Here is a 21,140-nt window from a genome sequence, read left to right on the forward strand (position 1 = left end):
ACTATGAGAAAAGCGATAATAGCAGGAAACTGGAAAATGCATAACACACCTAAGGAATCGGTAAAATTAATAATGGAACTTAAAGATAAAGTAAAGGATGCAAATTGTGAAGTTGTTGTTTGCCCAACTTTTACCTCCTTAGCACAAGTTCTGACACTTGTGGAAAATACAAATATAAAAGTTGGAGCTCAAAATATGCATTATGAAGAAAGTGGAGCATACACAGGAGAAATATCCCCTGTAATGCTTAAGGAACTTGGTGTTAAATATGTAATTTTAGGTCATAGCGAAAGAAGACAGTATTTTCATGAAGGTGATGACCTTATAAATAAAAAAATTAAATCAGCTTTAACCCATGAATTAATTCCAATACTTTGCGTAGGTGAAACCCTTGAAGAAAGAGAAAGTGGTGTAACATTTGAGAAAATAAAAACTCAGCTTGAAGAGGATTTACATGGTATAGAAGCTGGTAAAATAGCAGATATTGTAATAGCTTATGAGCCTATATGGGCTATTGGAACAGGTAAAACAGCAACAGCAAGTGATGCTAATGAAGTAATAAAATATATCAGAGAACAAATTAAAAAAATAGCTGGTGAAGAAATTGGAGATAAGATAAGAATACTTTATGGTGGAAGTGTTAAAGCATCAACCATAAAGGAACAAATGGCTCAATCAGATATAGATGGAGCATTGGTAGGAGGCGCTAGCTTAAAAGCTGACGAGTTTTCTGCAATTGTTAACTTTTAAGGAGGTTAAACATGCAAAACAGGCTTAGGATGTTATTAATACTTGATGGATGGGGATTAAACAATAAGGCAAATGGAAATGCCATAGCAAATGCCAAGCACCCTAACTTCGATAAATTATGGAATGAATACCCACATACCCAGCTTATAAGCAGTGGGTTAGACGTTGGTCTTCCCAGGGGGCAAATGGGTAATTCAGAAGTTGGACACTTGAATATTGGAGCAGGGAGAATAATTTATCAGGATTTTACAAGGATAAATAAAGAAATCGAAGAAGGAGATTTCTTTAGAAATACTACTCTATTAGAGGCAATTGAGAACGCAAAGAAGTTCAATAGTTCAGTACACCTTTTAGGTTTGTTATCTGATGGTGGGGTGCACAGTCATATTGATCATTTAAAGGCATTGTTAAAACTTTGTAAAGAAAAGGAGTTAGATAGAGTTTTTGTTCATGCCTTTTTAGATGGCAGAGACGTTCCACCACAAAGTGCATTAGAATATATTGATGAGATTGAAAAATACATGGGTGAATTAAAAATCGGTAGATTTGCAACAGTTGCAGGAAGATATTATGCCATGGATAGAGATAAAAGATGGGAAAGGGTTGAGTTAGCTTATAATGCTATGGTAAAAGGTGAAGGCGAATTAGCATTATCAGCAAGAGAAGCTGTTGAAAATTCTTATAAGGAAAATAGGACTGATGAATTTGTTTTACCAACGGTTATTATAAATGAAAATAGGCCTGTTTCTACAATTAAAAATGATGATTCTGTAATATTTTTTAATTTTAGACCTGACAGAGCAAGGGAAATTACAAGAGCTTTTGTTGACCAAGAATTTAATGGTTTTGAAAGAGAATATTTTAAAACCTTTTATGTATGTATGACTCAATATGATGTAACGATACCTAATGTTAATGTTGTTTATGGACCAGAAACACATAAAAATACCTTAGGAGAGTATTTAAGTAAAAATGGAATAAAACAGCTTAGAATTGCAGAAACTGAGAAGTACGCACATGTTACATTTTTCTTTAATGGCGGTGTAGAGAAGCCCAATGAAAATGAAGAGAGAATTCTCATTCCATCTCCAAAGGTTGCAACCTATGATTTACAGCCAGAGATGAGTGCTATACAAGTAACCGACAGGGTTATTGAGGAAATAAGAAGTAAAAAATATGATTTTATTGTCTTGAATTTTGCAAATCCAGATATGGTTGGTCATACAGGCGTTTATGATGCAGCAGTTAAGGCAATAGAGGTTATAGACGAATGTTTAGGTAGAGTTGTTGAAGAAGTTAGAAGACAGGATGGTGCTGTTTATATCACTGCTGACCATGGAAATGCTGAGCAGATGTATGATTATGAGACAAATGAGCCTTTTACATCACACACAACTAATCCTGTACCATTTATAGTGATTGGTGAAGGGGAAGTGAAATTAGGAAGTGGAAGGTTAAGTGATATTGCACCGACAATATTACAATTTATGAATTTAGAAAAACCAAAGGAGATGACCGGAAGGTCTTTAATAAATAATTAAGTATATGGAAAGGAGATAAAAAAATGAAAAAGTATGTTGAGATTATTGATGTTTATGCTAGAGAGGTATTAGATTCAAGAGCTAACCCAACTGTTGAAGTTGAAGTAACTTTAGAGGATGGTACTGTAGGAAGAGCAATTGTTCCATCAGGAGCATCAACTGGAGCTTTCGAAGCAGTTGAGCTTAGAGATGATGATAAGAGCAGATATCTTGGTAAAGGAGTTTTAAAGGCTGTTGACAATGTTAATACTGTAATTGCACAGGAGCTTATTGGATTAAATGTTTTTGACCAGACATATATCGATAAATTAATGATTGATTTAGACGGAACAGAAAATAAAGGTAAATTAGGAGCAAACGCTATACTTGGTGTATCCCTTGCAGTTGCAAAAGCTGCAGCAGCTTCATTAAATATGCCATTATATCAATACATAGGTGGAGTGAATGCTAAGGTTCTGCCAGTTCCAATGATGAACATATTAAATGGTGGTAAGCATGCAGACAATAACGTTGATATTCAAGAGTTTATGGTTATGCCAGTTGGTGCTCCAAACTTCAGAGAAGCTTTAAGAATGTGTGCAGAGGTTTATCATTCATTGAAGAAAACTCTTTCTGCAAAGGGATATAACACAGCAATAGGTGACGAAGGTGGTTTTGCACCAAACTTAAAATCAAATGAGGAAGCAATTCAAGTTATCATTGAAGCAATACAAAAGGCTGGATATAAACCAGGAGAAGAAATATCAATAGCAATAGATGCAGCTGCTACAGAGTTATTTAAAGAAGATGGAAAATATCATTTAGAAGGAGAAGGAAGAGTATTGACTCCAGAAGAAATGGTAAATTTCTATGCTGATTTAGTTGAAAAATACCCAATAGTTTCATTAGAAGACGGTTTAGCAGAGGAAGATTGGGAAGGTTGGAGATTACTTACTAAAGCTTTAGGTTCAAAAATACAGTTAGTTGGTGATGATATATTTGTTACAAATACAGCTAGATTATCAAAGGGTATAAAAACTGGAGTAGCAAATTCAATACTTATAAAATTAAATCAAATAGGAACTCTTACTGAAACAATTGAAGCAATTAAAATGGCTGAAAGAGCCGGATATACAGCAGTTGTTTCACATAGATCAGGTGAGTCAGAAGATACAACAATAGCTGATTTTGTTGTTGCTATGAATGCAGGACAAATAAAGACTGGTGCACCAGCAAGAACAGATAGAGTTGCTAAATATAATCAGCTGTTAAGAATAGAAGATGAACTTGGAGAAGTTGCTGAATACCTTGGAAGAGATGCTTTTTATAATGTAAGATAATTATCTAAATAAAGAGAGTAGAAATACTCTCTTTGCTTTTTCCAAAAATCAACATATTTGATAGCAAATATTGTTTTTAGTTGTTTTATATGATAGAATATGAGTAACTATAATGAGGGGAGGTAAGGTTATGAAGGTTTTATTTACAGTAATTCATGTTCTGGTTTGTTTTTCAGTGATTGTATCAGTATTAATGCAGCCTGCTAAGGTTCAAGGCCTGTCTTCAGCAATTTCAGGTGGAGCAGAGACTTTCTTTGGAAAGAATAAATCAAGAACATATGAAGGAAAACTTCAAAAAATAACTACAATATCAATGATTTTATTTGTTATTACATCAATGATTCTAGTTTATATTTCAAACAAATAAGAAGCTCAAATTTAAACCTTTTGTTTTTGTTTATAATATAATTTTTGTAGTAGATTTGAGTTAATTTGTTGTTTTTATATGCTTAATTTGAAGTTGATTTGTCTAGGTGTTGTGCTGAATTGCAGCTGTGGGGAGATATCTTTTGAGCTAATTAAATGGAACAAAGGATACGGGGAGGGTGTGTTTATGTACAAATCAATTTTTTTAGCACCAATTGCAGGTGTTATGGGATTATTATTCGCTTTATATCTCGCAAAAAAATAAATAAAGCAGATCCAGGAACAGAAAGAATGAAGGAAATTTCTGGCTACATAGAGGAAGGTGCTATGGCTTTCTTAAAAAGGGAGTATAAGGTTTTATCAGTGTTTATTGTGGTGGTTTTCTTTGTATTGGGAATTACTATACAGTGGAAGACTGCCTTTTGCTTTATCATAGGTTCTATTTTCTCAATTCTAGCCGGTTATTTTGGAATGAGAGTTGCCACTAAAGCCAATGTTAGAACTGCAAACGCAGCAAGAAAAAGCCAGAACTGTGCATTAGAGATTGCTTTCTCAGGTGGAGCAGTAATGGGAATGTGCGTTGTTGGTCTAGGGCTATTTGGGATTGGTGTTTTATATATAATATTTGGAAGTGCCGATATTATAACAGGGTTTGGACTTGGCGCAAGTTCCATTGCTTTGTTTGCCCGTGTTGGTGGTGGAATATATACAAAGGCAGCAGATGTAGGTGCGGACTTAGTTGGCAAGGTTGAATCTGGAATACCAGAGGATGATCCAAGAAATCCAGCAGTAATTGCCGATAATGTAGGAGATAATGTTGGTGATGTTGCTGGAATGGGTGCCGACCTTTTTGAATCTTATGTAGGTTCAATTATATCGACTTTAACACTAGGTGCTGCATTGTATGGCGATTTTAAAGGAATTGTTTTCCCATTTTTATTAGCTTCTATAGGTGTCATTTCTTCAATAATAGGTTCATTGTTTGTAAAAGGTGATGAAAATTCAAATCCTCAAAAAGCATTAAAGAATGGTACATATGTCAGTAGTGTAATAATACTTATTGCTTCAAGTATTCTAAGTAAATACATGTTTAATAATTTTAAGGCATTCTGGGCAATTTCAGTTGGACTCTTAGCAGGTGTTATCATAGGACAGTTAACGGAGATGTATACATCAGCTGATTACAGACATGTTAAGAAAATAGCTCATCAATCTCAAACAGGACCTGCAACAACTATAATATCGGGTATAGCAATAGGTATGTACTCATCAGTTTTACCAATTGTTTTTATAGTATTTGCCATATTAATAGCATTCTTTTGCATGAATGGAGCCACCAATGTTCTTATGGGTCTGTATGGTATATCTTTAGCTGCATTAGGTATGTTATCAACCACAGGTATGACAGTTGCTGTAGATGCCTATGGACCTATTGCAGATAATGCTGGAGGTATTGCTGAAATGTCAGGACTTCCAAAGGAAGTTAGGACAATTACAGATAGATTGGATTCAGTGGGTAATACAACTGCAGCTATAGGTAAAGGGTTTGCTATAGGTTCCGCGGCTTTAACTGCATTATCACTCTTTGCATCTTACTCCCATGCTGTTGGCTTAAAAACAATAGATCTATTAGATCCAATAACTTTATCAGGTGTTTTACTTGGAGGAGTGTTGCCATTTTTCTTTGGAGCACTTTCAATGGAGGCTGTTGGGAAAGCAGCTAACAAAATGATAGAAGAAGTCAGGAGACAATTCAAAGAAAATCCAGATATAATGACTGGAAAATCTAAACCTGATTACAAAAATTGCGTAGATATATCTACTGCAGCTGCTTTAAAGGAAATGATAGTTCCTGGTGTTTTAGCAGTTGTTGTACCAGTTCTTGTTGGACTTTTGCTTGGAGCAGCAGCCTTAGGTGGGTTAATAGCTGGTGCTGTTGTTTCTGGAGTTCTTCTTGCAATATTTATGGCAAACTCAGGTGGAGCATGGGATAATGCTAAGAAATTTATAGAAACTGGTGAACATGGGGGTAAGGGAAGCTATGCTCACAAGGCTTCAGTTGTAGGTGATACCGTTGGGGATCCTTTTAAGGATACAGCAGGACCTTCAATGAATATTTTGATTAAGCTTATGACGATTGTTGCCCTAGTCTTTGCACCATTGTTCAAGGTTTTTGGTGGAGTTATCATAGGACTAATTAAATAAAGATAGAAAACCTGCATTAAATATGCAGGTTTTGTCTTTACATTAGGAAAAATTTACATTATTATTTATTAAAGCTAGTTAATAACAGAAATGAATAAAAATATACTAATTATAAAAGAATAGATTATAGGAATGCAATGGAAACAAGTTGTATTGATAAACAGATATTCTATTTGTAAGAAATTTTGTTAAATTATTTAGTTACCAAATGCAGTATACATTGAATTGATTATAACTAAAGTAACATTAGTTGTAAAATAGGACTATAAGGAGTGGTTTTATGAAAAAAATAAAAGAAAATATAATTAGCTTTATGAGGGAAGAAGCATATAAGCCAATGACAGAAGAGGAACTTGCAATTATTTTTGATGTTCCAAGGAAAGATATTGGACATTTTTACTCTCTATTAGACGAGATGGAGAATGAAGGGCTAATTGTAAAGACCAGAAAGAACAGATATGGTGTACCAGAGAGGATGAATCTTGTTGTTGGAAAACTTCAGGGGCATTCAAAAGGATATGGCTTTATTATTCCAGATAATCAGAATGCACCTGATGTGTATATTTCAGCAGAGAACATTAATGGAGCAATGAATAATGACAGGGTTGTGGCAAGAATAACAAAACAATCAGTAAATGGTAAAAAAATTGAGGGTGAAGTTATCAGGATTTTGGAAAGAGCTAATAAAAAAATCGTAGGAACCTTTGAAAAAAGTGATTATTTTGGCTTTGTTGTACCAGATGATAAAAGGATATATCAGGATATATTTATTCCAAAGGCAAAGATTAATGGTGCGCGTACTGGGGATAAGGTAGTAGTGGAGGTTACAAAATGGCCAGAGAAAAGGAGAAATCCAGAGGGTGAAATTGTTGAGGTTTTAGGAGATAGTAAAAGTCCTGGAGTTGATATTTTATCTATTATTAAAAAATACAATCTACCAGAGGAATTCCCAGAAGAAGTTGAAAAATTTGTGGAAGAAATACCTGATGAAATTCCAGCTGAAGAATACAAAAGAAGAAGAGATTTGCGAAATATGAGAATTGTAACAATAGATGGTGAGGATGCAAAGGATCTTGACGATGCAGTATCGATTGAAAAATTAAGTGATGGAAAATATAAATTAGGTGTACATATAGCTGATGTGACCTATTATGTAAGAGAAAAAACACCTCTTGATAAAGAAGCTTTTAAGAGGGCAACAAGCGTTTACTTGGTTGATAGAGTTATTCCGATGCTTCCTAAAAAACTTTCAAATGGTTTGTGTAGTTTAAATCCAAAGGTTGATAGATTAACTTTGTCATGTTTTATGACCATAGATCAAAATGGAAAAGTAATAGAACATGAAATTTTTGAGAGCATAATAAAAACTTCAGAAAGAATGACATATACAGATGTAACAAAAATTCTAAAGGATAAGGATTCTGAAACTATAGAAAGATATGACTATTTAGTGGAAGATTTTAAATTGATGGAAGAATTATGTTTAATACTTAATAAGCGAAGGATGCAAAGAGGGGCTTTGGATTTTGAATTTGAGGAATCTAAAATTAAATTAGATGAAAATGGCAAACCTATAGACATCAGGCCATACGAGAGGGAAATTGCAAACAGGATTATTGAAGAGTTTATGTTGGTTTGTAATGAAACAGTTGCTGAGCATATGTTTTGGGTTGGCATGCCCTTTGTATATAGAATTCACGAAAATCCTGATGAAGAGAAACTGGCTGAATTTAGTGAGTTTGTTTATAATTTAGGATATATATTAAGAACAACCGGTGAAGTACATCCAAAAGCACTGCAAGAATTGTTAGAGCAGGTAAAGGGTAAAAAAGAAGAAACAGTTGTAAGTACCCTCCTATTAAGATCTTTAAAACAAGCTCGATATTCTCCAGATTGCACAGGGCATTATGGATTAGCAGCAAAATATTATTGCCATTTTACTTCACCAATTAGAAGATATCCAGATTTAGCAATACATAGGATAATTAAAGAATTTATACACAATGGAATAGATGATAAACGAGAAAAGAAATTAAAGAAATTTGTTATTGATGCTTCAAAACAATCAAGTGACATGGAAAGAGTTGCTCAGGAAGCAGAAAGGGAAACTGATGATTTGAAAAAAGTTGAGTATATGGCTGACAAGATTGGCAATATATATCCAGGAATAATATCTTCTGTGACTTCCTTTGGAATGTTTGTTGAATTAGAGAATACCGTTGAAGGATTAGTTCATATTAGTAATATGGTAGATGATTATTATATTTATGACCAAAAGCATCATTCACTAATTGGAGAAAGAATGAGAAAGGTTTACAGACTTGGTGACACTGTTATGATAAAAGTAGTAAAAGCTGATATTGAAACAAGAACTATTGACTTTGCTATTGCAGAAGAATATAATGACGATTTAAGCATTATTGAATAGAAAAACAGCATGACTACCTCATGCTGTTTTTCTAAATCATGGGTTTTAGGGGGTAACCTATGTGCTTTGACATAAGAAGAAAAATATGATATATTGACAGTAGAGAATAATTCATGTAATATAAATTACACGTTGTGTTTTGTTGGTGATAATATGAAATCAGAAATTAAAAACTTATGTGAGAATCGAAAAGCCAGGCATGAGTACTTCATAGAGGAAACCTATGAAGCAGGAATTGAATTGTTTGGTACAGAAGTTAAATCAGTAAAATTAGGAAAAGCAAACCTTAAGGATAGTTATGCTGAGGTAAGAAATGGAGAAATATTTCTTTATAACTTGCATATAAGTCCTTATGAGAAGGGAAATATATTCAATAGAGATCCTCTGAGAGTAAGAAAACTGTTGATGCATAAGAATGAAATACGCAGATTGGCAGGACTCGTTGCTCAGCAGGGCTATACTTTAGTACCCTTATCCCTTTATCAAGTTAGAGGTCTTGTTAAGCTTCAGTTAGCATTAGCTAAGGGTAAAAAACTCTATGATAAGCGTGAAGATATTGCTAAGCGTGATGCTAAAAGAGAAGCTGAAAGACACTATAAAGAAGTTTACAGATAACATGGGGGCGTCAAGGATTTCGACGGGGGTAGTAGGTGCTCAAGAAGCGAGTCGAGGGACCTGGGGCCTCGTTAAAACCTGGGATTAAATATAAACGCAAACGATAATTTAGCTTTAGCTGCTTAATAGCAGCTCGTCAGCCTAAGAGTCCCACGGCTTAGAGTCTGGCGTCGACAGTGGGGTCCCGAGCCTATGAAAGCTTTGACATAGGAACGGAATTTATGAAGCTACTGAAGTCTATATCCTGTTAGTGGGAGATAGATGGAGGGAATGTTAAAACACTAACTGCACTCGGAGATGCTTGTGTGTCTATGCTTTCGGACAGGGGTTCGATTCCCCTCGCCTCCACCATATTTGAACAACACATTGATACGATAGATAGAAGCCTTGAGAAATCAGGGCTTTTTTGTTTTGTAGCGCAAATTTACCTGGAGGTGTGAGAAATAGATAAGAAAAATGTCAGAAAAAGAAGGAAAGTAAAATTTAATGTAGAAATAATATATTTAGACAAAAATTTTGTTATATATGATTATTTTATAAATAACTAATAAATAACAAAATAAAGGTATATTAAAAATAAATTTGACAACTTATAATTATTACAGCCGCAATAAGGATATTTATGCTTATATGGTATTTTTTATAATAAACTTTACTATTAACGATTATAATTCCATATAAATCATAAACTTTATTTTTACGATAGACATATCAACCTGGTATTGAACAGATATTTCAATTTTTAAATAAATTGAGTACAAAAAAGAGAATGATAGAAGAGAATTTATTATATATAGTTACTAAAAATTACACATTTTATTAAGAGGTAAGTGAGTATGAAGATTGGAGTTGTATTTGAAGGTGGCGGAGGTAAAGGTTCTTATCAAATAGGCTCATGGAAGGCTATTCGTGAGATGGGGATTGAACCTTATATTACATGTGTATCAGGTACTTCTGTAGGAGCACTTAATGCAGCACTTTTTTATAAAGGAAATTATCACTTAGCAGAAGAAATATGGAGAAAAATTTCCGTTGAAGATATTCTATTTAAAAAAATATAGATGACTTCAACAATGGTGATTGTCTTTTTTCACAAAAAAAGCTGGCAGAGTTAATTGAAATGGCAATTAAGGGTAGTTCTAAAAGTAGTACATGCAAAAAATGCTATGTTACTTGTCGCTACAGAGATAAAAGTGAATATAAATATTTTGAATGGTCGAGCTTTTATGATATTGAGTTAAAAAAGAAGGTACTGCTAGCTTCTGCAGCAATTCCTGTTATATTTGAAAGTATTGAAATTGATGGGGAATGGTTTGTGGATGGTGGTGCAAATGGAGATAATATACCAGTTAAACCGCTTGAAAAAGAAGATTTAGATTGTATTATTATAATTCACTTATCAAATAATCCTGCAACAATTAATAATTATAAAGGAGATGTTATTGAAATTTTTCCATCAAAACATTTAGGTGGTCTTATTGATGGAACATTAGATTTTGATAGCCAATCAGTTAATGAAAGAATAGAATTAGGATATTATGATACCAAATTAGCATTAATGAATTTGGCAGATCTGTGTTATAGGTTCAAAAAACCAGAATATGTAAAAGTTAAAAGTAGCACCTACAAAAAAAAAATATAGCAAAGAAAATATAAGTTTTAAATATTTGGAGGATGATAAAATGGTAGATTTTAAATTCAAATGTGAAGATGCACGAAAAGAATATGAGACAAAACTTGCTAATTTACAAAAAATTGTAGATGATAATTCAGTTGATAGTGCATTTCTTTGGAATAAGACTGTTGAAAAGTATGCAACAAAAATGAAGAAAGTTAATAGTATTCTTAAATCGGAGGGAATAAGCGAACAGATAACTTCTAAGATGTTTAAGGATATTGATACATTTTTGAAGAAATGTGCAGATCCAGAATTCCATATTGCTCTTGTTGGTGCAATAAAGGCTGGAAAGTCAACCTTAATTAATGCATTACTAGGATGTGAATATGCTTCTACAAAAGTGACACCTGAAACTGCTGCACTTACTAAATTTAAGAAAGGTTCAGAGAATTACGTAAAGGTTTCATTTTACTCAAGATTAGAATGGGATGCTTTATGGAAAAGTGCAAATGAAGCTAAAGCTACAGTGTTTTTGGAAGAATATGCTAAATTAGGTGCTGAAAATGATAAAGATAAATGGCTTGATCAAGATGATAAAAAAATTGTTTGTGCTTCTCAGAAAGCTTTAATTGATGAGATACAAAAATGGACCTCATCTAAATCAGTTTGCCATTATTTTGTAAAGGAAGTGGAAGTAGGTCTTGAAGAGTTCGAATTACCAGAGGGAGTAGTTTTAGTGGATACTCCTGGTTTGGATGATGTTGTTGAATATAGGTCAAATATAACTAGGCATTATATAGATAGGGCTAATGCTGTTCTAGTTTGTGTTAAATCGGATGCTTTGACAGGGCAAGAAATGGCTACTATTTATAGTGTATTCTCAAATACAAGATATAATCCCCAAAAGGTATATATTATTGCAACACAAGTTGATACATTAAATCGTCCAAGAGAAAATTGGATAGAACAGCAAGAAGAATGGTTAAAATACTTAAAAGGAAAGGGCGCATATGGGAGTATTGAACTTGCCAAGAAAAACCTTGTTCCTGTATCTGCTTATTTATATACTTTGCTTAAGGATTATAATAACCTTTCAGAGGATGATGATAAGTATTGGGATTTAGATTCAATTATTAGAAAATTTAGGATTAAAGATATTAATGAAAAATATCAAGAACTGTTAGATTTCACCAATATTGCACTTTTAAAAAATAAAATACAGCAAGAAATCGTTCTGAATTACAAAAAGCTTCTGTTAGAAGATATCACAGAAAGCTATGAGCTATGCAAAGAGTCAATAAAAGAAACGATGATAAAAGTTAAAACAGCTCAGGAAGAGATTATCAAAATAAGCTTGAGTGGAATAGAAGAAATTAAGAAAAAGCAGGCAGAATATGATGTTAAATATAAAGAAGCCGAGCAAGATAAAAAAGAACTTGAAGATTTACTTAAAAAACTCAAGATTGCTACAACACAAAGAGCAAATGAATTGGAAAAAGCTATAATGAATTTGATTTAATTTTGAGGGGGAAATTCTATGAGTAATATTATAGGTAGCCCCATACCGCCTATAGGTAATAAAGATGGGGAAATAATAATAAAAATTATTAAAGCAATAAAAATATTAAAAGATATTTTTAAAAAACCATCAGAAGAAGCAGGTAAAACGGATTCTGTAAATGATAATTCATCTCTAGAAAATATAGACAGAATAATACAGATATTTTCTGATTTTAAAGATCAAGTTCACGCAAAAGCACTAGATATAGAGAATACTATTGATGAGGAAGTAAACTTTTATGTAGAAGAGCTTCATAGTATTTTACAAGACAACTCAAAAAAAGTAGATAAATATGGGATTAGTATTAAGAGAATCGAACGACAAATTGATAAAATATCATCAAAAATTAAGGGAACTATAGATAATGAAATATCAAAAAATATTTCATTGGATAATGCTGAATGTAGAAAAATAGTAAATATGATTCCAGGTTCGAAGAAAGAGCAAGCTATGAACTCATTTTTGAATAAATCTATAAAAAATGCTCTTGAGGTTTGTTGTAGAGAATTTAGGGTTAATATAGAAGAAATTTATGAAGATGTAGAAACAGAAGTAATTAGTGCAGTTGAATCAATACAAAAACAAAATGAATTATTACAGGAAAGGTTCAACTCAATTGATAAGGATAATTATGAGGAAACAGCTAAAAAACAAATAATAAATGCATATTATTTGATGGATGTGTGTAATTTAATTGAGCAGATTTTTTAGTAGGAGTTGATGTTATGGGTATTTTTAAAAGCATTGGAAGATTAATTGGAAAGGGTATCGAAAAAGTTGGAGATTTCTTTGGAAGTGAAAAAATTAGTAACTTTGGAAGAAAAATTCAAGATGCTTGTGCTGAAAAAATAGCTGCGGAAAAGTCTTATGACAAAAAAGAAGCTGATATTTATACAACTGATAGATTGAATGAGATATTAGTATCCTTTTCAGAGGGGTATTTTCAACAGGCAACTTCGTATGAAAATGCATGCATTAAGATAGTTGAAGAATATTATGATAAATTGATATCTATAATAGAAGATGTTGGAGTGACTAATTATAATGAAGCAAATCTTAAATCATTAAGAAATGGTAAAAAACGTATAGCTAAAAGTATAATTGGTGCAATAAAAGATCCGTTAGCAAAAAGAATGTCGCTTGATGATTCAGAGTGCCTTTCTATATTGAAGATGGATTCTGGATTAGAAAAGAAACAGGCAATGACTAATTTTACACAAAAAGTTATAAAAGAAGCACTTAATAATCTATCAAAAAATGTTAGAGAAACGTTGAAATATCAGATAGAAGATATACAAGATTATCTTAATAATATTTTAGAAGAACAAGAAAAAGAAATCAGATTATTAAAGGAACATTTTGATAAGTTAATTAGAGATAATGAATTAATGCAAAGTGATAAAGAAAAAAGTTGTGTACTACCATTGATTATATTAGAAGCATCAGAAAGAGTATGTGAAATTTTAAAATGAAAGTCGAGGAGTTAATGTGATTATATATGAATGGATTTTAAGAATTAAAGAAAAAAGAAAACAAAAGCAAGAAATAAAAATAAAACAAAAGTTTTCATTCCTTATTGATATAATAGTTGAAAACAAGAAAAGTACAGACCAAAAAATACAGGCACTTTATGAGTGCGTCCAGAATAATAAGGCTGGAATTATTCATGAATTAGTAGCTGTAAACGAATCGATTAAAAAAATAGATAATAATATTAAAAAATTACAATTAGATATAAATGATGACAAAACAATATCTCAAGAGAATATTCAAGAATTAAAAAAACTTTTTGTAGAAAATAGCATTGATATAAAAGAAACTATAAATTCGGTCATTGCAAAGGTTGAACAAATTAATAAAACTTGGTTGGAAAGAGAAAAGCAATTGGAGAATAATTTACTAATAAAGAGTGAAATGATAACGTCTAGGATTGAGGATGTTAAAATGTTGATAAAATTATTGGCTGTAAATGAATTGATAGATCAAATAGATATTGCTGCAATAGATAAGCAAATAAGATGATAAATAAAATATACAGGGATGATGTAACCTGCAATTACTTTTGGAGAAATTTCGGAAATTTTTTATCCCCAAATTTTTCTATTTAATCATTAAATAAGGACTTCCTGTTTCCCAATCTGTAGCTCTTGCCTGTCATATTAAAAATCTCACATCGGTAGGTTAGCCTGTCCATTATAGCTGTTGTAAGAGCAACATCCAGCAAGAGCTCAGTCCATTTTTCAAATACTTTATTAGACGTGATAATTATTTATGTTTGTTCATGTAGATTTGAGACTAATTAAAAAAACGGCTCTAAGCCAATAGTTGGTATTAAAAAATTATTCAATTGCCCGCTCTTCCTAATTTTCAAGAAATTGCTTTATTAAACCCCAAGCCATAGCCTAAACTCTCTTAGGTTATGGCTTTTTTATCATATAAAACTCATTACAAAATCAAATACATAGGTGCGGTCAAAAATGACCGGGTATAAAATGTTTAAAATATCCAATATTATACCATAAAAACATTGGTATAGCCAAATTCAGATTTGGTGTCAGTCTCTAAATTATCGCATCTTACTCCAATTAAGCCATTCAATAAACTCTTCCGTAGTTTTCTTACCTTTTTTAATATCATTCTTCCACTTGTCAACTTCTTTCTTCCAATTTTCAAAGTATTCCTTGTGGTATTCATCATCAGGATTTCTTCTAATACGCATTTGTAGAGTTTGATAGACACTACGTCTAAGCTTTTCTGCTTCATTCATTTTTAATTTCTCTTCAAATGTCCTTTGTGAACCATCTTCTTTGCAAGTTTTAGCAGCATTAAATGGGCTGATTCTATCACAATAAATTGCATCTGAACGGCGGAGTGCAACAAAGTACTTACCACAGTTGGCACATATCTTTATAGGAGTTTTAAGTTTAATCAAATGATAGAGTGAAGCAATACAAATGTCTTCAATACTGTCACAAGTATAAACATTTGTGATAGCATTTTTGCTCTTATCACATTTAGTAAATCCTCTAATAGCTCTTTCCATAGGTGACATTTGCATATAAGGATTAACTAAATCTTCAAGTACTGTTTCAGTGTTAAAATAATATTCAATATGATGCTGAGGTATAGATAAGCCTTGCATATGCAAGAAAAACATAAAATTATCTAAAGTATAAAGAGAAGAATCTTTTATACAAATGTCAATAAATTCTTTTATGCCAGAGTAAAGAAAAGAATCTTCATTTATATATCTATCAAAGTTATCAAATAAATAAAAATATATATGGTTTCTACTTGATAAGTCTTTTCCTAATGATAAAAAATCAACAAAAGACATACCTAAAGAATTAGTCTCATCTATACCTTTAAATGGTTCATTGATTCTTTCAGTAAGCCTTGTATCATCAAATTCTATTGTAACTGCCATATGAAAATCCTTCTTTCTAAAAAAGTTATCAATTAAAAAATAAAAAACAATTTTCTGAATGCGTTAACAATGAATAATTGTAACTATTGCTTGATAACGAGTTATCAAGTATAATAATAATATAGTAATTATATAACACTATTTATTAAATGGTCAAGGAGGAGTTGCCGTGAAAAACAAAGATTTAAGAGATGAATTTAGAATTGCCGATGTAAGACAATGGGAAGTTGCAGAGGCAATTGGAATTTCTGAAGTGACTTTTGTTAAATGGTTAAGGAAGGAACTTTCGGAGGAGAAGAAAAAATTAGTTAGAGAAGCTATTCTAAAAGTCAAAGAGAGTAGGTAAAAAATAAAAATTTAATAGCACAAGTTTAAGGTGAGTCGGCATAGTACTTTAAACCTAATCAGAAGAAATCTGGTGAAACCGACATAGTGCAAAAAATAAGTTTTAAGGGGGAGAATAATATGTCTGGCAATACAAGCAGAAAGTATAAGCAGTATAAGATTATGCAGGAGAGAAGAAAAATCTTTGGTGATATTTGTGTAAGAGATGTGTTTGGCAGATTAGATCTTGTAGCATTTGGTGCATCACAAGGGAGAGTAATTATAAACAGCCATAAGTTAAGTTTAGGACAGGTGCCTGTTAAAAGTAATAAAGTAAGCAGGTAGGCTTATTTAATTCAAGGGGGATAAGATGGTTAATGAAAGGGCAAAACTTGCAGTAGGATATGCAAAGAGAGGATTTAAAATAGTTATACTTCATGGAATTGATAAAAAGGGTAACTGTACATGCCATAAAGGAAAAAACTGCAAAAGTAGTGGTAAACATCCTATATATAAAAATTGGGAAGAGAAAGCTACGACAAATGAAGATGAAATATTAGAAGAGTTTAAAAAACATCCCAATGCAAATATAGGTTTTTTAACAGGAGAAGGATATTTTGTATTAGATATAGATACAAAGAATAATGGATATGAAAGTTTAAAAAGTTTTGGTGAGTTTAAAAAGACAGTATCAGTGAAAACAGGTAGCGGCGGTAGCCATCATTATTTCAAGATATCAGAAGGATTAGATATACCAAATAAAGTAGGAATACTGCCGGGAGTAGATATAAGGTCAAGGGGCGGGCTTGTAGTTGCACCGGGGAGCGTTCATAAAAACGGTAATAGGTATGAATGGATAGAAGGCTGTTCAATAGATGAAGTGGAGATAGCAGAACCAGATGAATGGCTTATAAATTTAATTTTAAACAAAAGAAATACATTTAAGGAAATACCAGAGGTTATAGAGGAAGGCTCAAGAAATTCTATGCTAACAAGTATAGCGGGAGCTTTAAGAAGAAAGGGGTTAAGCTATGATGGGATATTAGCAGCACTATTAGCTGAAAACAATACAAGGTGCAACCCACCTCTTAGCGATAGTGAGATTGAAACTATTGCAAAAAGTATATGTAGATATAAGCCTGAAGACCCTATAACAGGTGAAGAATGGGATGTTTTTAAGAGTGATGATGTACTTGATATTATTACTAACTTAGATGATTACTCAAAAGTTTTTGAAAAGGAAATGCTTAATAAGCTTTCTATGATTAAAGACAATGACCCTGCTGCCTTTGCAATAATTAAGTCTAAATTAAAGGGCAAGGTGAATATTAGGGATTTAGAAAAAAGCATAAAACATATTAAGTTTAATGAAATAACAACATATAATAAAATGCCATTAAAGCTTAAGGGATTAGACACTAAAGGATATAATGTTCCATATGGTTGGGAAGTTGACCTACAAGATGGCATATTTATGTGTGAGCAGAGTTCAGATGGGAATATAAATAAATTTCCAGTAAGCTTTACTCCAATAGTTATAAGTAGAAGATTTCATAATTTAGATATGGAAACAGAAAAGGTAGAGTTAGCATTCTTTAGAGATGGACATTGGAGAAAAATACTTGCACCAAGATCAGTTGTATTTAATAAAAATAGCATTTTAAGATTAGCAGATAGTAGCTTTCCAGTATCCTCTAATAACGCATCAGATTTAATATCATACTTATCAGATTTTGAAAGAGAAAATGATAGAGTAATACCTCTTGAAAAATCAGTCGCAAGGCTTGGATGGCTAAATAGTAATGAGTTCTTCCCATATAGTACAAGACAAAGATTAGAGTTTGAGGATGATAGTAAAGAGGCATCAAAAATAATATCAGGGCTTAAAATTAGCGGAGATTATACAAGATGGTTAGATGTAGCAAGAAAGGCGAGAGAAAATGCGGCAGCAAGATTTATCATTTCAGCAGGCTTTGCTTCAATTCTATTAGAGCAACTTCATAAAAGAGTTTTCTTCATCCACTTATGGCATAACAGTAGAAGTGGTAAAACAGCAACTCTAAAACTTGCCATATCTGCATTTGGTAATCCTTCAAAGCTAATTGGGTCGTTTAATAGTACCGCAGTTGGGCTTGAGAGAATGGCGGCAGCACTTAGGAATTTACCATTTGCAATAGATGAGCTTCAGGTTCTGAACACTAAAAGAATGACTACCGACAGCGTAATATATATGTTGGCACAAGGGCAAGGTAGAACAAGAGGAAGTAAAGACGGTGGAATACAAGAGATACTAAATTGGAGAAACATAATATTAACAACAGGGGAAGAGGCAATGATAGGTGATAACACTCAAGATGGAGCCAATACAAGAACCTTTGAAATTTATGCTAAGCCAATTGAGGATGTTTCCTTTGCAGCAATGGTTCATGAAACAGCAGAACAGAATTATGGACATGCAGGGGAGGTGTATATAAAGAAGCTATGTGAGGAATTAGGCAAGGATGAAGAATTTTTAAATAGTAATTTCAACAGGATAAAAGAAAAGCTTAAGGAAAAACATGTAGACTGTATTCATATTAACGAAGTATCAGTTGTTGCATTAGGTGACTATTTATCATCAATGTATGTATTTGAAGAGGATGAGGATACTGCATTTAATATGGCAATAAAAACAGCAGAAGAGATGATAGAAAATAACAGACAACTAACAAGAAGTGATAATATCGAAAGAGCATGGGAGGCATTTGTAAATTGGATAATTGCAAATAATCAAAGGTTTCAATTTGATACACCAAGCCCAAGATATGGAAGAATAGATTTGAATGAAAACTATTTTGTTATTCCAACCTATGCACATAAGGCATTAGAGGAGGCAGGGTTTTCACCAAAGAAGGTATTTAGAGGATTTGCAGAAAGGGGGTATATTGAAAGCTATATTGATACTGAAGGGATAAGGAGATTTCAAATATCTAAAAGTATATGTGGAAAAACATGTAGAGTATATGTTGTTAAAGTTCCAATAGGAGATAAAAAAGAAGAAGTATCTATGTATGAGGAATATAATATAGACTTTTTAAAATAATACCCTTACCAGTAATTCTAAAAAATTAGCTGCATAATTGATATAGGATAAAAAATAAATGTAGCAATTTATATCAATATAAATAGTTTTAGTTAAGAAGCATCAAAAAAGACAATTTTACTGGTAATACTAGTAAGGGTAAAACTAAAATATGGAAAGGAGATAATAATATGTATATGGATTATTGTAATAGACCAGAAAGCTTTAAAGATTTAGATGAAACTAAAAAAGAGATTTTAATAAAGTGGATAAAGGAGAGATTTGAGCCATCTAAAAGGGCATATACAAAGAGGACAAGTTATGGGTTAAAACACGACTTTGAAAGAGACACAAATATTTATGTTTATAATGGTCAGTTTAAAGGTGCTATGCTGGAGGCAGGATTTAAGGCAGCAGATGAAAGTAAGCTAAATTGGCATTTTAAAATGAAGGTAAGGATACCTGATAGTTTCTATGGGTTTTGTTATAAAAGGTATAGAAACAAAGATTCGTTATTAGGAGATTTTACTAGAAATATAGAAAAGCTATATGGTTTCCCAAGGGAGTCTAATGATAAAGATGAAATAAAGAGATACCTTGATAGTGAAGAAATAAAAACATATGGAGCATTTGAGAAAGCTTGGAGTTATTTTGAAAAAAGCAAGAATAAGAAGAAAGAGCTATTCGATTAATAATCGGAGGGTAAAAAATAAAAGAAATGAGGGAAGGGGGGTTAAATCTCTGCAGGTTTTGGCTAAAGGTCGGGCGGCTCCCCTCACGCTAAAAAACGCAGATTTCTAAACCCGGGGAGTGTAGAATGGGGGTGAATAAAATGCTAAGTCCACATGAAAAAGAAAAGGTATTAGAACTTAGAAGGAAAGGATATGGTTATACAAGTATTGCTACTCTTTTAAAAGTAAAAAAAGATGATGTTAGAAATTTATGTAAAAGGCATGGCCTTGATGGCTACTGGTATTCCCTTAATTTAAATGATGATAAATAGTATAGTGGTTATAACAATATACAATAGAAAGAAGGGATTTAAATGTTGAAAATATCAAGAGGTAAACAAAGACTATTAAACTACTTAGGAGAACCATATACTGTTAAAGAAATTGACTTAGAAAACTGTGTATATCTTGATTTGAAAAATGGCTACGATGTTGAAATATCAGGAGGCAAAACTATAAAATCAAAATTTGATATTTATGTTTGGAGAACAAAAGGTGGCTATGAAATAGTAGAAAAGCATTTTGATATAAAACCTGACTTAGAAGATATTAAAGCATTACTTGATGATATTAGAGCAAGGTATTCTAATATAAATTAAGAATTAACTTGCTTTGTATCAAAATAAGAGCTAACATGTGTAGCTGAAAGGGGGAAGCAATAATGCAAAGAAAGGTTATAAAGCTTGATTCTAAAATTATAAAACCTATATCTAAAAAACGTGTTGCTGCCTATGCAAGAGTATCAAGTGGAAAAGATGCAATGCTTCACTCTCTTTCAGCTCAAATCAGCTATTACAGCAGCTTTATACAAAAACACATTGAATGGGAATTTGCGGGAGTATATGCAGATGAAGCTATTACTGGAACAAAGGATGAAAGGCCAGAGTTTCAAAGAATGCTTGATGACTGCAGAATGGGTAAAATAGATATGATAATTACAAAGTCAATCTCAAGATTCGCAAGAAATACAGTAACATTACTTGAAACAGTAAGAGAACTAAAGGACTTAAATGTAGATGTATATTTTGAAAAAGAAAATATTCACAGTCTTAGCGGGGATGGGGAGCTTATGCTAACTATCCTCGCTTCTTTTGCACAGGAAGAGAGTAGGTCAGTTAGTGAAAACATAAAATGGCGAATAAGAAAAGGATTTAAAGAAGGAGAACTTGTTAACTTAAGGTTTATGTATGGATA

21 protein-coding genes, 1 other RNA gene and 1 pseudogene are annotated in these 21,140 nt (G+C 32.3%); 21 read left to right on the top strand and 2 right to left on the bottom strand.

Features of this window, described 5'->3' with window-relative positions; translation table 11 throughout:
- The first annotated feature begins 3 nt into the window (after nucleotides 1-3).
- The 14 genes and pseudogenes from tpiA (at nucleotide 4) to Q428_RS04460 (ending at nucleotide 14,425) form a co-directional block, all read left to right on the top strand.
- Complete coding sequence (tpiA, locus tag Q428_RS04400; protein WP_035378570.1) at nucleotides 4-750, top strand: triose-phosphate isomerase; 747 nt, start codon at nucleotides 4-6, stop codon at nucleotides 748-750.
- An 11-nt stretch (nucleotides 751-761) separates the two neighbouring features.
- The gene (gpmI, locus tag Q428_RS04405; protein ID WP_035378571.1) at nucleotides 762-2,291 is read left to right on the top strand and encodes a 2,3-bisphosphoglycerate-independent phosphoglycerate mutase; all 1,530 of its coding nucleotides are present in this window, start codon (nucleotides 762-764) and stop codon (nucleotides 2,289-2,291) included.
- A gap of 23 nt (nucleotides 2,292-2,314) precedes the next feature.
- Nucleotides 2,315-3,610, top strand: coding sequence for a phosphopyruvate hydratase (eno, locus tag Q428_RS04410; protein WP_035378573.1), 1,296 nt, complete (start codon nucleotides 2,315-2,317; stop codon nucleotides 3,608-3,610).
- 130 nt (nucleotides 3,611-3,740) lie between these two features.
- Nucleotides 3,741-3,977, top strand: a complete 237-nt coding sequence (gene secG, locus Q428_RS04415; protein WP_035378574.1) for a preprotein translocase subunit SecG — start codon at nucleotides 3,741-3,743, stop codon at nucleotides 3,975-3,977.
- Nucleotides 3,978-4,163: 186 nt separating this feature from the next.
- Nucleotides 4,164-6,181 (top strand): annotated as a pseudogene (locus Q428_RS04420) (sodium-translocating pyrophosphatase).
- 280 nt (nucleotides 6,182-6,461) lie between these two features.
- Nucleotides 6,462-8,609 carry a ribonuclease R gene (gene rnr / locus Q428_RS04425; protein WP_035378577.1) on the top strand — a complete coding sequence of 716 codons (2,148 nt, stop codon included), beginning with the start codon at nucleotides 6,462-6,464 and terminating at the stop codon, nucleotides 8,607-8,609.
- 153 nt (nucleotides 8,610-8,762) lie between these two features.
- Nucleotides 8,763-9,224, top strand: a complete 462-nt coding sequence (gene smpB, locus Q428_RS04430; protein WP_035378579.1) for an SsrA-binding protein SmpB — start codon at nucleotides 8,763-8,765, stop codon at nucleotides 9,222-9,224.
- A gap of 3 nt (nucleotides 9,225-9,227) precedes the next feature.
- Nucleotides 9,228-9,575: a transfer-messenger RNA gene (gene ssrA / locus Q428_RS14795) on the top strand.
- Nucleotides 9,576-10,060: 485 nt separating this feature from the next.
- On the top strand, nucleotides 10,061-10,285 hold the full coding sequence (locus tag Q428_RS04435) for a patatin-like phospholipase family protein (RefSeq protein ID WP_035378581.1): 225 nt from the start codon (nucleotides 10,061-10,063) through the stop codon (nucleotides 10,283-10,285).
- Nucleotides 10,282-10,866, top strand: coding sequence for a patatin-like phospholipase family protein (locus tag Q428_RS16290; RefSeq protein ID WP_341349003.1), 585 nt, complete (start codon nucleotides 10,282-10,284; stop codon nucleotides 10,864-10,866). Before Q428_RS04435 ends, Q428_RS16290 begins: the two co-directional genes overlap by 4 nt.
- 40 nt (nucleotides 10,867-10,906) lie before the next feature.
- Entirely contained in the window at nucleotides 10,907-12,361 is a 1,455-nt protein-coding gene (locus Q428_RS04445; protein ID WP_035378585.1) for a dynamin family protein, read from the top strand.
- An 18-nt stretch (nucleotides 12,362-12,379) separates the two neighbouring features.
- Entirely contained in the window at nucleotides 12,380-13,114 is a 735-nt protein-coding gene (locus tag Q428_RS04450; protein ID WP_035378587.1) for a hypothetical protein, read from the top strand.
- A 14-nt stretch (nucleotides 13,115-13,128) separates the two neighbouring features.
- Nucleotides 13,129-13,875, top strand: a complete 747-nt coding sequence (locus Q428_RS04455; protein WP_035378589.1) for a hypothetical protein — start codon at nucleotides 13,129-13,131, stop codon at nucleotides 13,873-13,875.
- 16 nt (nucleotides 13,876-13,891) lie between these two features.
- The gene (locus tag Q428_RS04460) at nucleotides 13,892-14,425 is read left to right on the top strand and encodes a hypothetical protein (protein ID WP_035378590.1); all 534 of its coding nucleotides are present in this window, start codon (nucleotides 13,892-13,894) and stop codon (nucleotides 14,423-14,425) included.
- A gap of 82 nt (nucleotides 14,426-14,507) precedes the next feature.
- Here the strand turns inward: Q428_RS04460 and Q428_RS15900 are convergent, their stop codons facing one another.
- Both Q428_RS15900 and Q428_RS04465 read right to left on the bottom strand, forming a co-directional pair.
- A complete protein-coding gene (locus tag Q428_RS15900) occupies nucleotides 14,508-14,672 on the bottom strand; it encodes an ATP-binding protein (RefSeq protein ID WP_341349004.1) in 165 nt (54 codons plus the stop codon).
- A gap of 297 nt (nucleotides 14,673-14,969) precedes the next feature.
- Nucleotides 14,970-15,830, bottom strand: coding sequence for a DUF6076 domain-containing protein (locus tag Q428_RS04465; RefSeq protein ID WP_035378592.1), 861 nt, complete (start codon nucleotides 15,828-15,830; stop codon nucleotides 14,970-14,972).
- 169 nt (nucleotides 15,831-15,999) lie between these two features.
- Here Q428_RS04465 and Q428_RS15600 point away from each other — a divergent pair, with 169 nt between their 5' ends.
- The 7 genes from Q428_RS15600 to Q428_RS04495 form a co-directional block, all read left to right on the top strand.
- Entirely contained in the window at nucleotides 16,000-16,176 is a 177-nt protein-coding gene (locus Q428_RS15600; protein ID WP_169734714.1) for a hypothetical protein, read from the top strand.
- Nucleotides 16,177-16,295: 119 nt separating this feature from the next.
- Complete coding sequence (locus Q428_RS04470) at nucleotides 16,296-16,499, top strand: hypothetical protein (RefSeq protein ID WP_035378594.1); 204 nt, start codon at nucleotides 16,296-16,298, stop codon at nucleotides 16,497-16,499.
- A gap of 25 nt (nucleotides 16,500-16,524) precedes the next feature.
- Nucleotides 16,525-19,236 (top strand): DUF927 domain-containing protein, encoded by a 2,712-nt coding sequence (locus tag Q428_RS04475; RefSeq protein ID WP_084478112.1) that lies wholly within the window; start codon nucleotides 16,525-16,527, stop codon nucleotides 19,234-19,236.
- A 170-nt stretch (nucleotides 19,237-19,406) separates the two neighbouring features.
- On the top strand, nucleotides 19,407-19,907 hold the full coding sequence (locus Q428_RS04480; RefSeq protein ID WP_035378596.1) for a YozE family protein: 501 nt from the start codon (nucleotides 19,407-19,409) through the stop codon (nucleotides 19,905-19,907).
- A 140-nt stretch (nucleotides 19,908-20,047) separates the two neighbouring features.
- The gene (locus Q428_RS15360; protein WP_161633590.1) at nucleotides 20,048-20,218 is read left to right on the top strand and encodes a hypothetical protein; all 171 of its coding nucleotides are present in this window, start codon (nucleotides 20,048-20,050) and stop codon (nucleotides 20,216-20,218) included.
- A gap of 42 nt (nucleotides 20,219-20,260) precedes the next feature.
- The gene (locus tag Q428_RS04490) at nucleotides 20,261-20,545 is read left to right on the top strand and encodes a hypothetical protein (RefSeq protein WP_035378598.1); all 285 of its coding nucleotides are present in this window, start codon (nucleotides 20,261-20,263) and stop codon (nucleotides 20,543-20,545) included.
- A gap of 62 nt (nucleotides 20,546-20,607) precedes the next feature.
- Nucleotides 20,608-21,140: recombinase family protein (locus tag Q428_RS04495; protein WP_035378600.1), on the top strand; the 533-nt coding region annotated here is incomplete at its 3' end.

The sequence above is a fragment of the Fervidicella metallireducens AeB genome, assembly GCF_000601455.1.
Lineage (GTDB): Bacteria > Bacillota > Clostridia > Clostridiales > Caloramatoraceae > Fervidicella > Fervidicella metallireducens.

What these genes read in the sequence shown, in the direction of transcription:
- tpiA (WP_035378570.1), top strand. Translation starts at nt 4, where the DNA reads ATGAGAAAAGCGATAATAGCAGGAAACTGGAAAATGCATAACACACCT.
- gpmI (WP_035378571.1), top strand. Translation starts at nt 762, where the DNA reads ATGCAAAACAGGCTTAGGATGTTATTAATACTTGATGGATGGGGATTA.
- eno (WP_035378573.1), top strand. Translation starts at nt 2,315, where the DNA reads ATGAAAAAGTATGTTGAGATTATTGATGTTTATGCTAGAGAGGTATTA.
- secG (WP_035378574.1), top strand. Translation starts at nt 3,741, where the DNA reads ATGAAGGTTTTATTTACAGTAATTCATGTTCTGGTTTGTTTTTCAGTG.
- rnr (WP_035378577.1), top strand. Translation starts at nt 6,462, where the DNA reads ATGAAAAAAATAAAAGAAAATATAATTAGCTTTATGAGGGAAGAAGCA.
- smpB (WP_035378579.1), top strand. Translation starts at nt 8,763, where the DNA reads ATGAAATCAGAAATTAAAAACTTATGTGAGAATCGAAAAGCCAGGCAT.
- Q428_RS04435 (WP_035378581.1), top strand. Translation starts at nt 10,061, where the DNA reads ATGAAGATTGGAGTTGTATTTGAAGGTGGCGGAGGTAAAGGTTCTTAT.
- Q428_RS04445 (WP_035378585.1), top strand. Translation starts at nt 10,907, where the DNA reads ATGGTAGATTTTAAATTCAAATGTGAAGATGCACGAAAAGAATATGAG.
- Q428_RS04450 (WP_035378587.1), top strand. Translation starts at nt 12,380, where the DNA reads ATGAGTAATATTATAGGTAGCCCCATACCGCCTATAGGTAATAAAGAT.
- Q428_RS04455 (WP_035378589.1), top strand. Translation starts at nt 13,129, where the DNA reads ATGGGTATTTTTAAAAGCATTGGAAGATTAATTGGAAAGGGTATCGAA.
- Q428_RS04465 (WP_035378592.1), bottom strand. Translation starts at nt 15,830, where the DNA reads ATGGCAGTTACAATAGAATTTGATGATACAAGGCTTACTGAAAGAATC.
- Q428_RS04470 (WP_035378594.1), top strand. Translation starts at nt 16,296, where the DNA reads ATGTCTGGCAATACAAGCAGAAAGTATAAGCAGTATAAGATTATGCAG.
- Q428_RS04475 (WP_084478112.1), top strand. Translation starts at nt 16,525, where the DNA reads ATGGTTAATGAAAGGGCAAAACTTGCAGTAGGATATGCAAAGAGAGGA.
- Q428_RS04480 (WP_035378596.1), top strand. Translation starts at nt 19,407, where the DNA reads ATGTATATGGATTATTGTAATAGACCAGAAAGCTTTAAAGATTTAGAT.
- Q428_RS15360 (WP_161633590.1), top strand. Translation starts at nt 20,048, where the DNA reads ATGCTAAGTCCACATGAAAAAGAAAAGGTATTAGAACTTAGAAGGAAA.
- Q428_RS04490 (WP_035378598.1), top strand. Translation starts at nt 20,261, where the DNA reads ATGTTGAAAATATCAAGAGGTAAACAAAGACTATTAAACTACTTAGGA.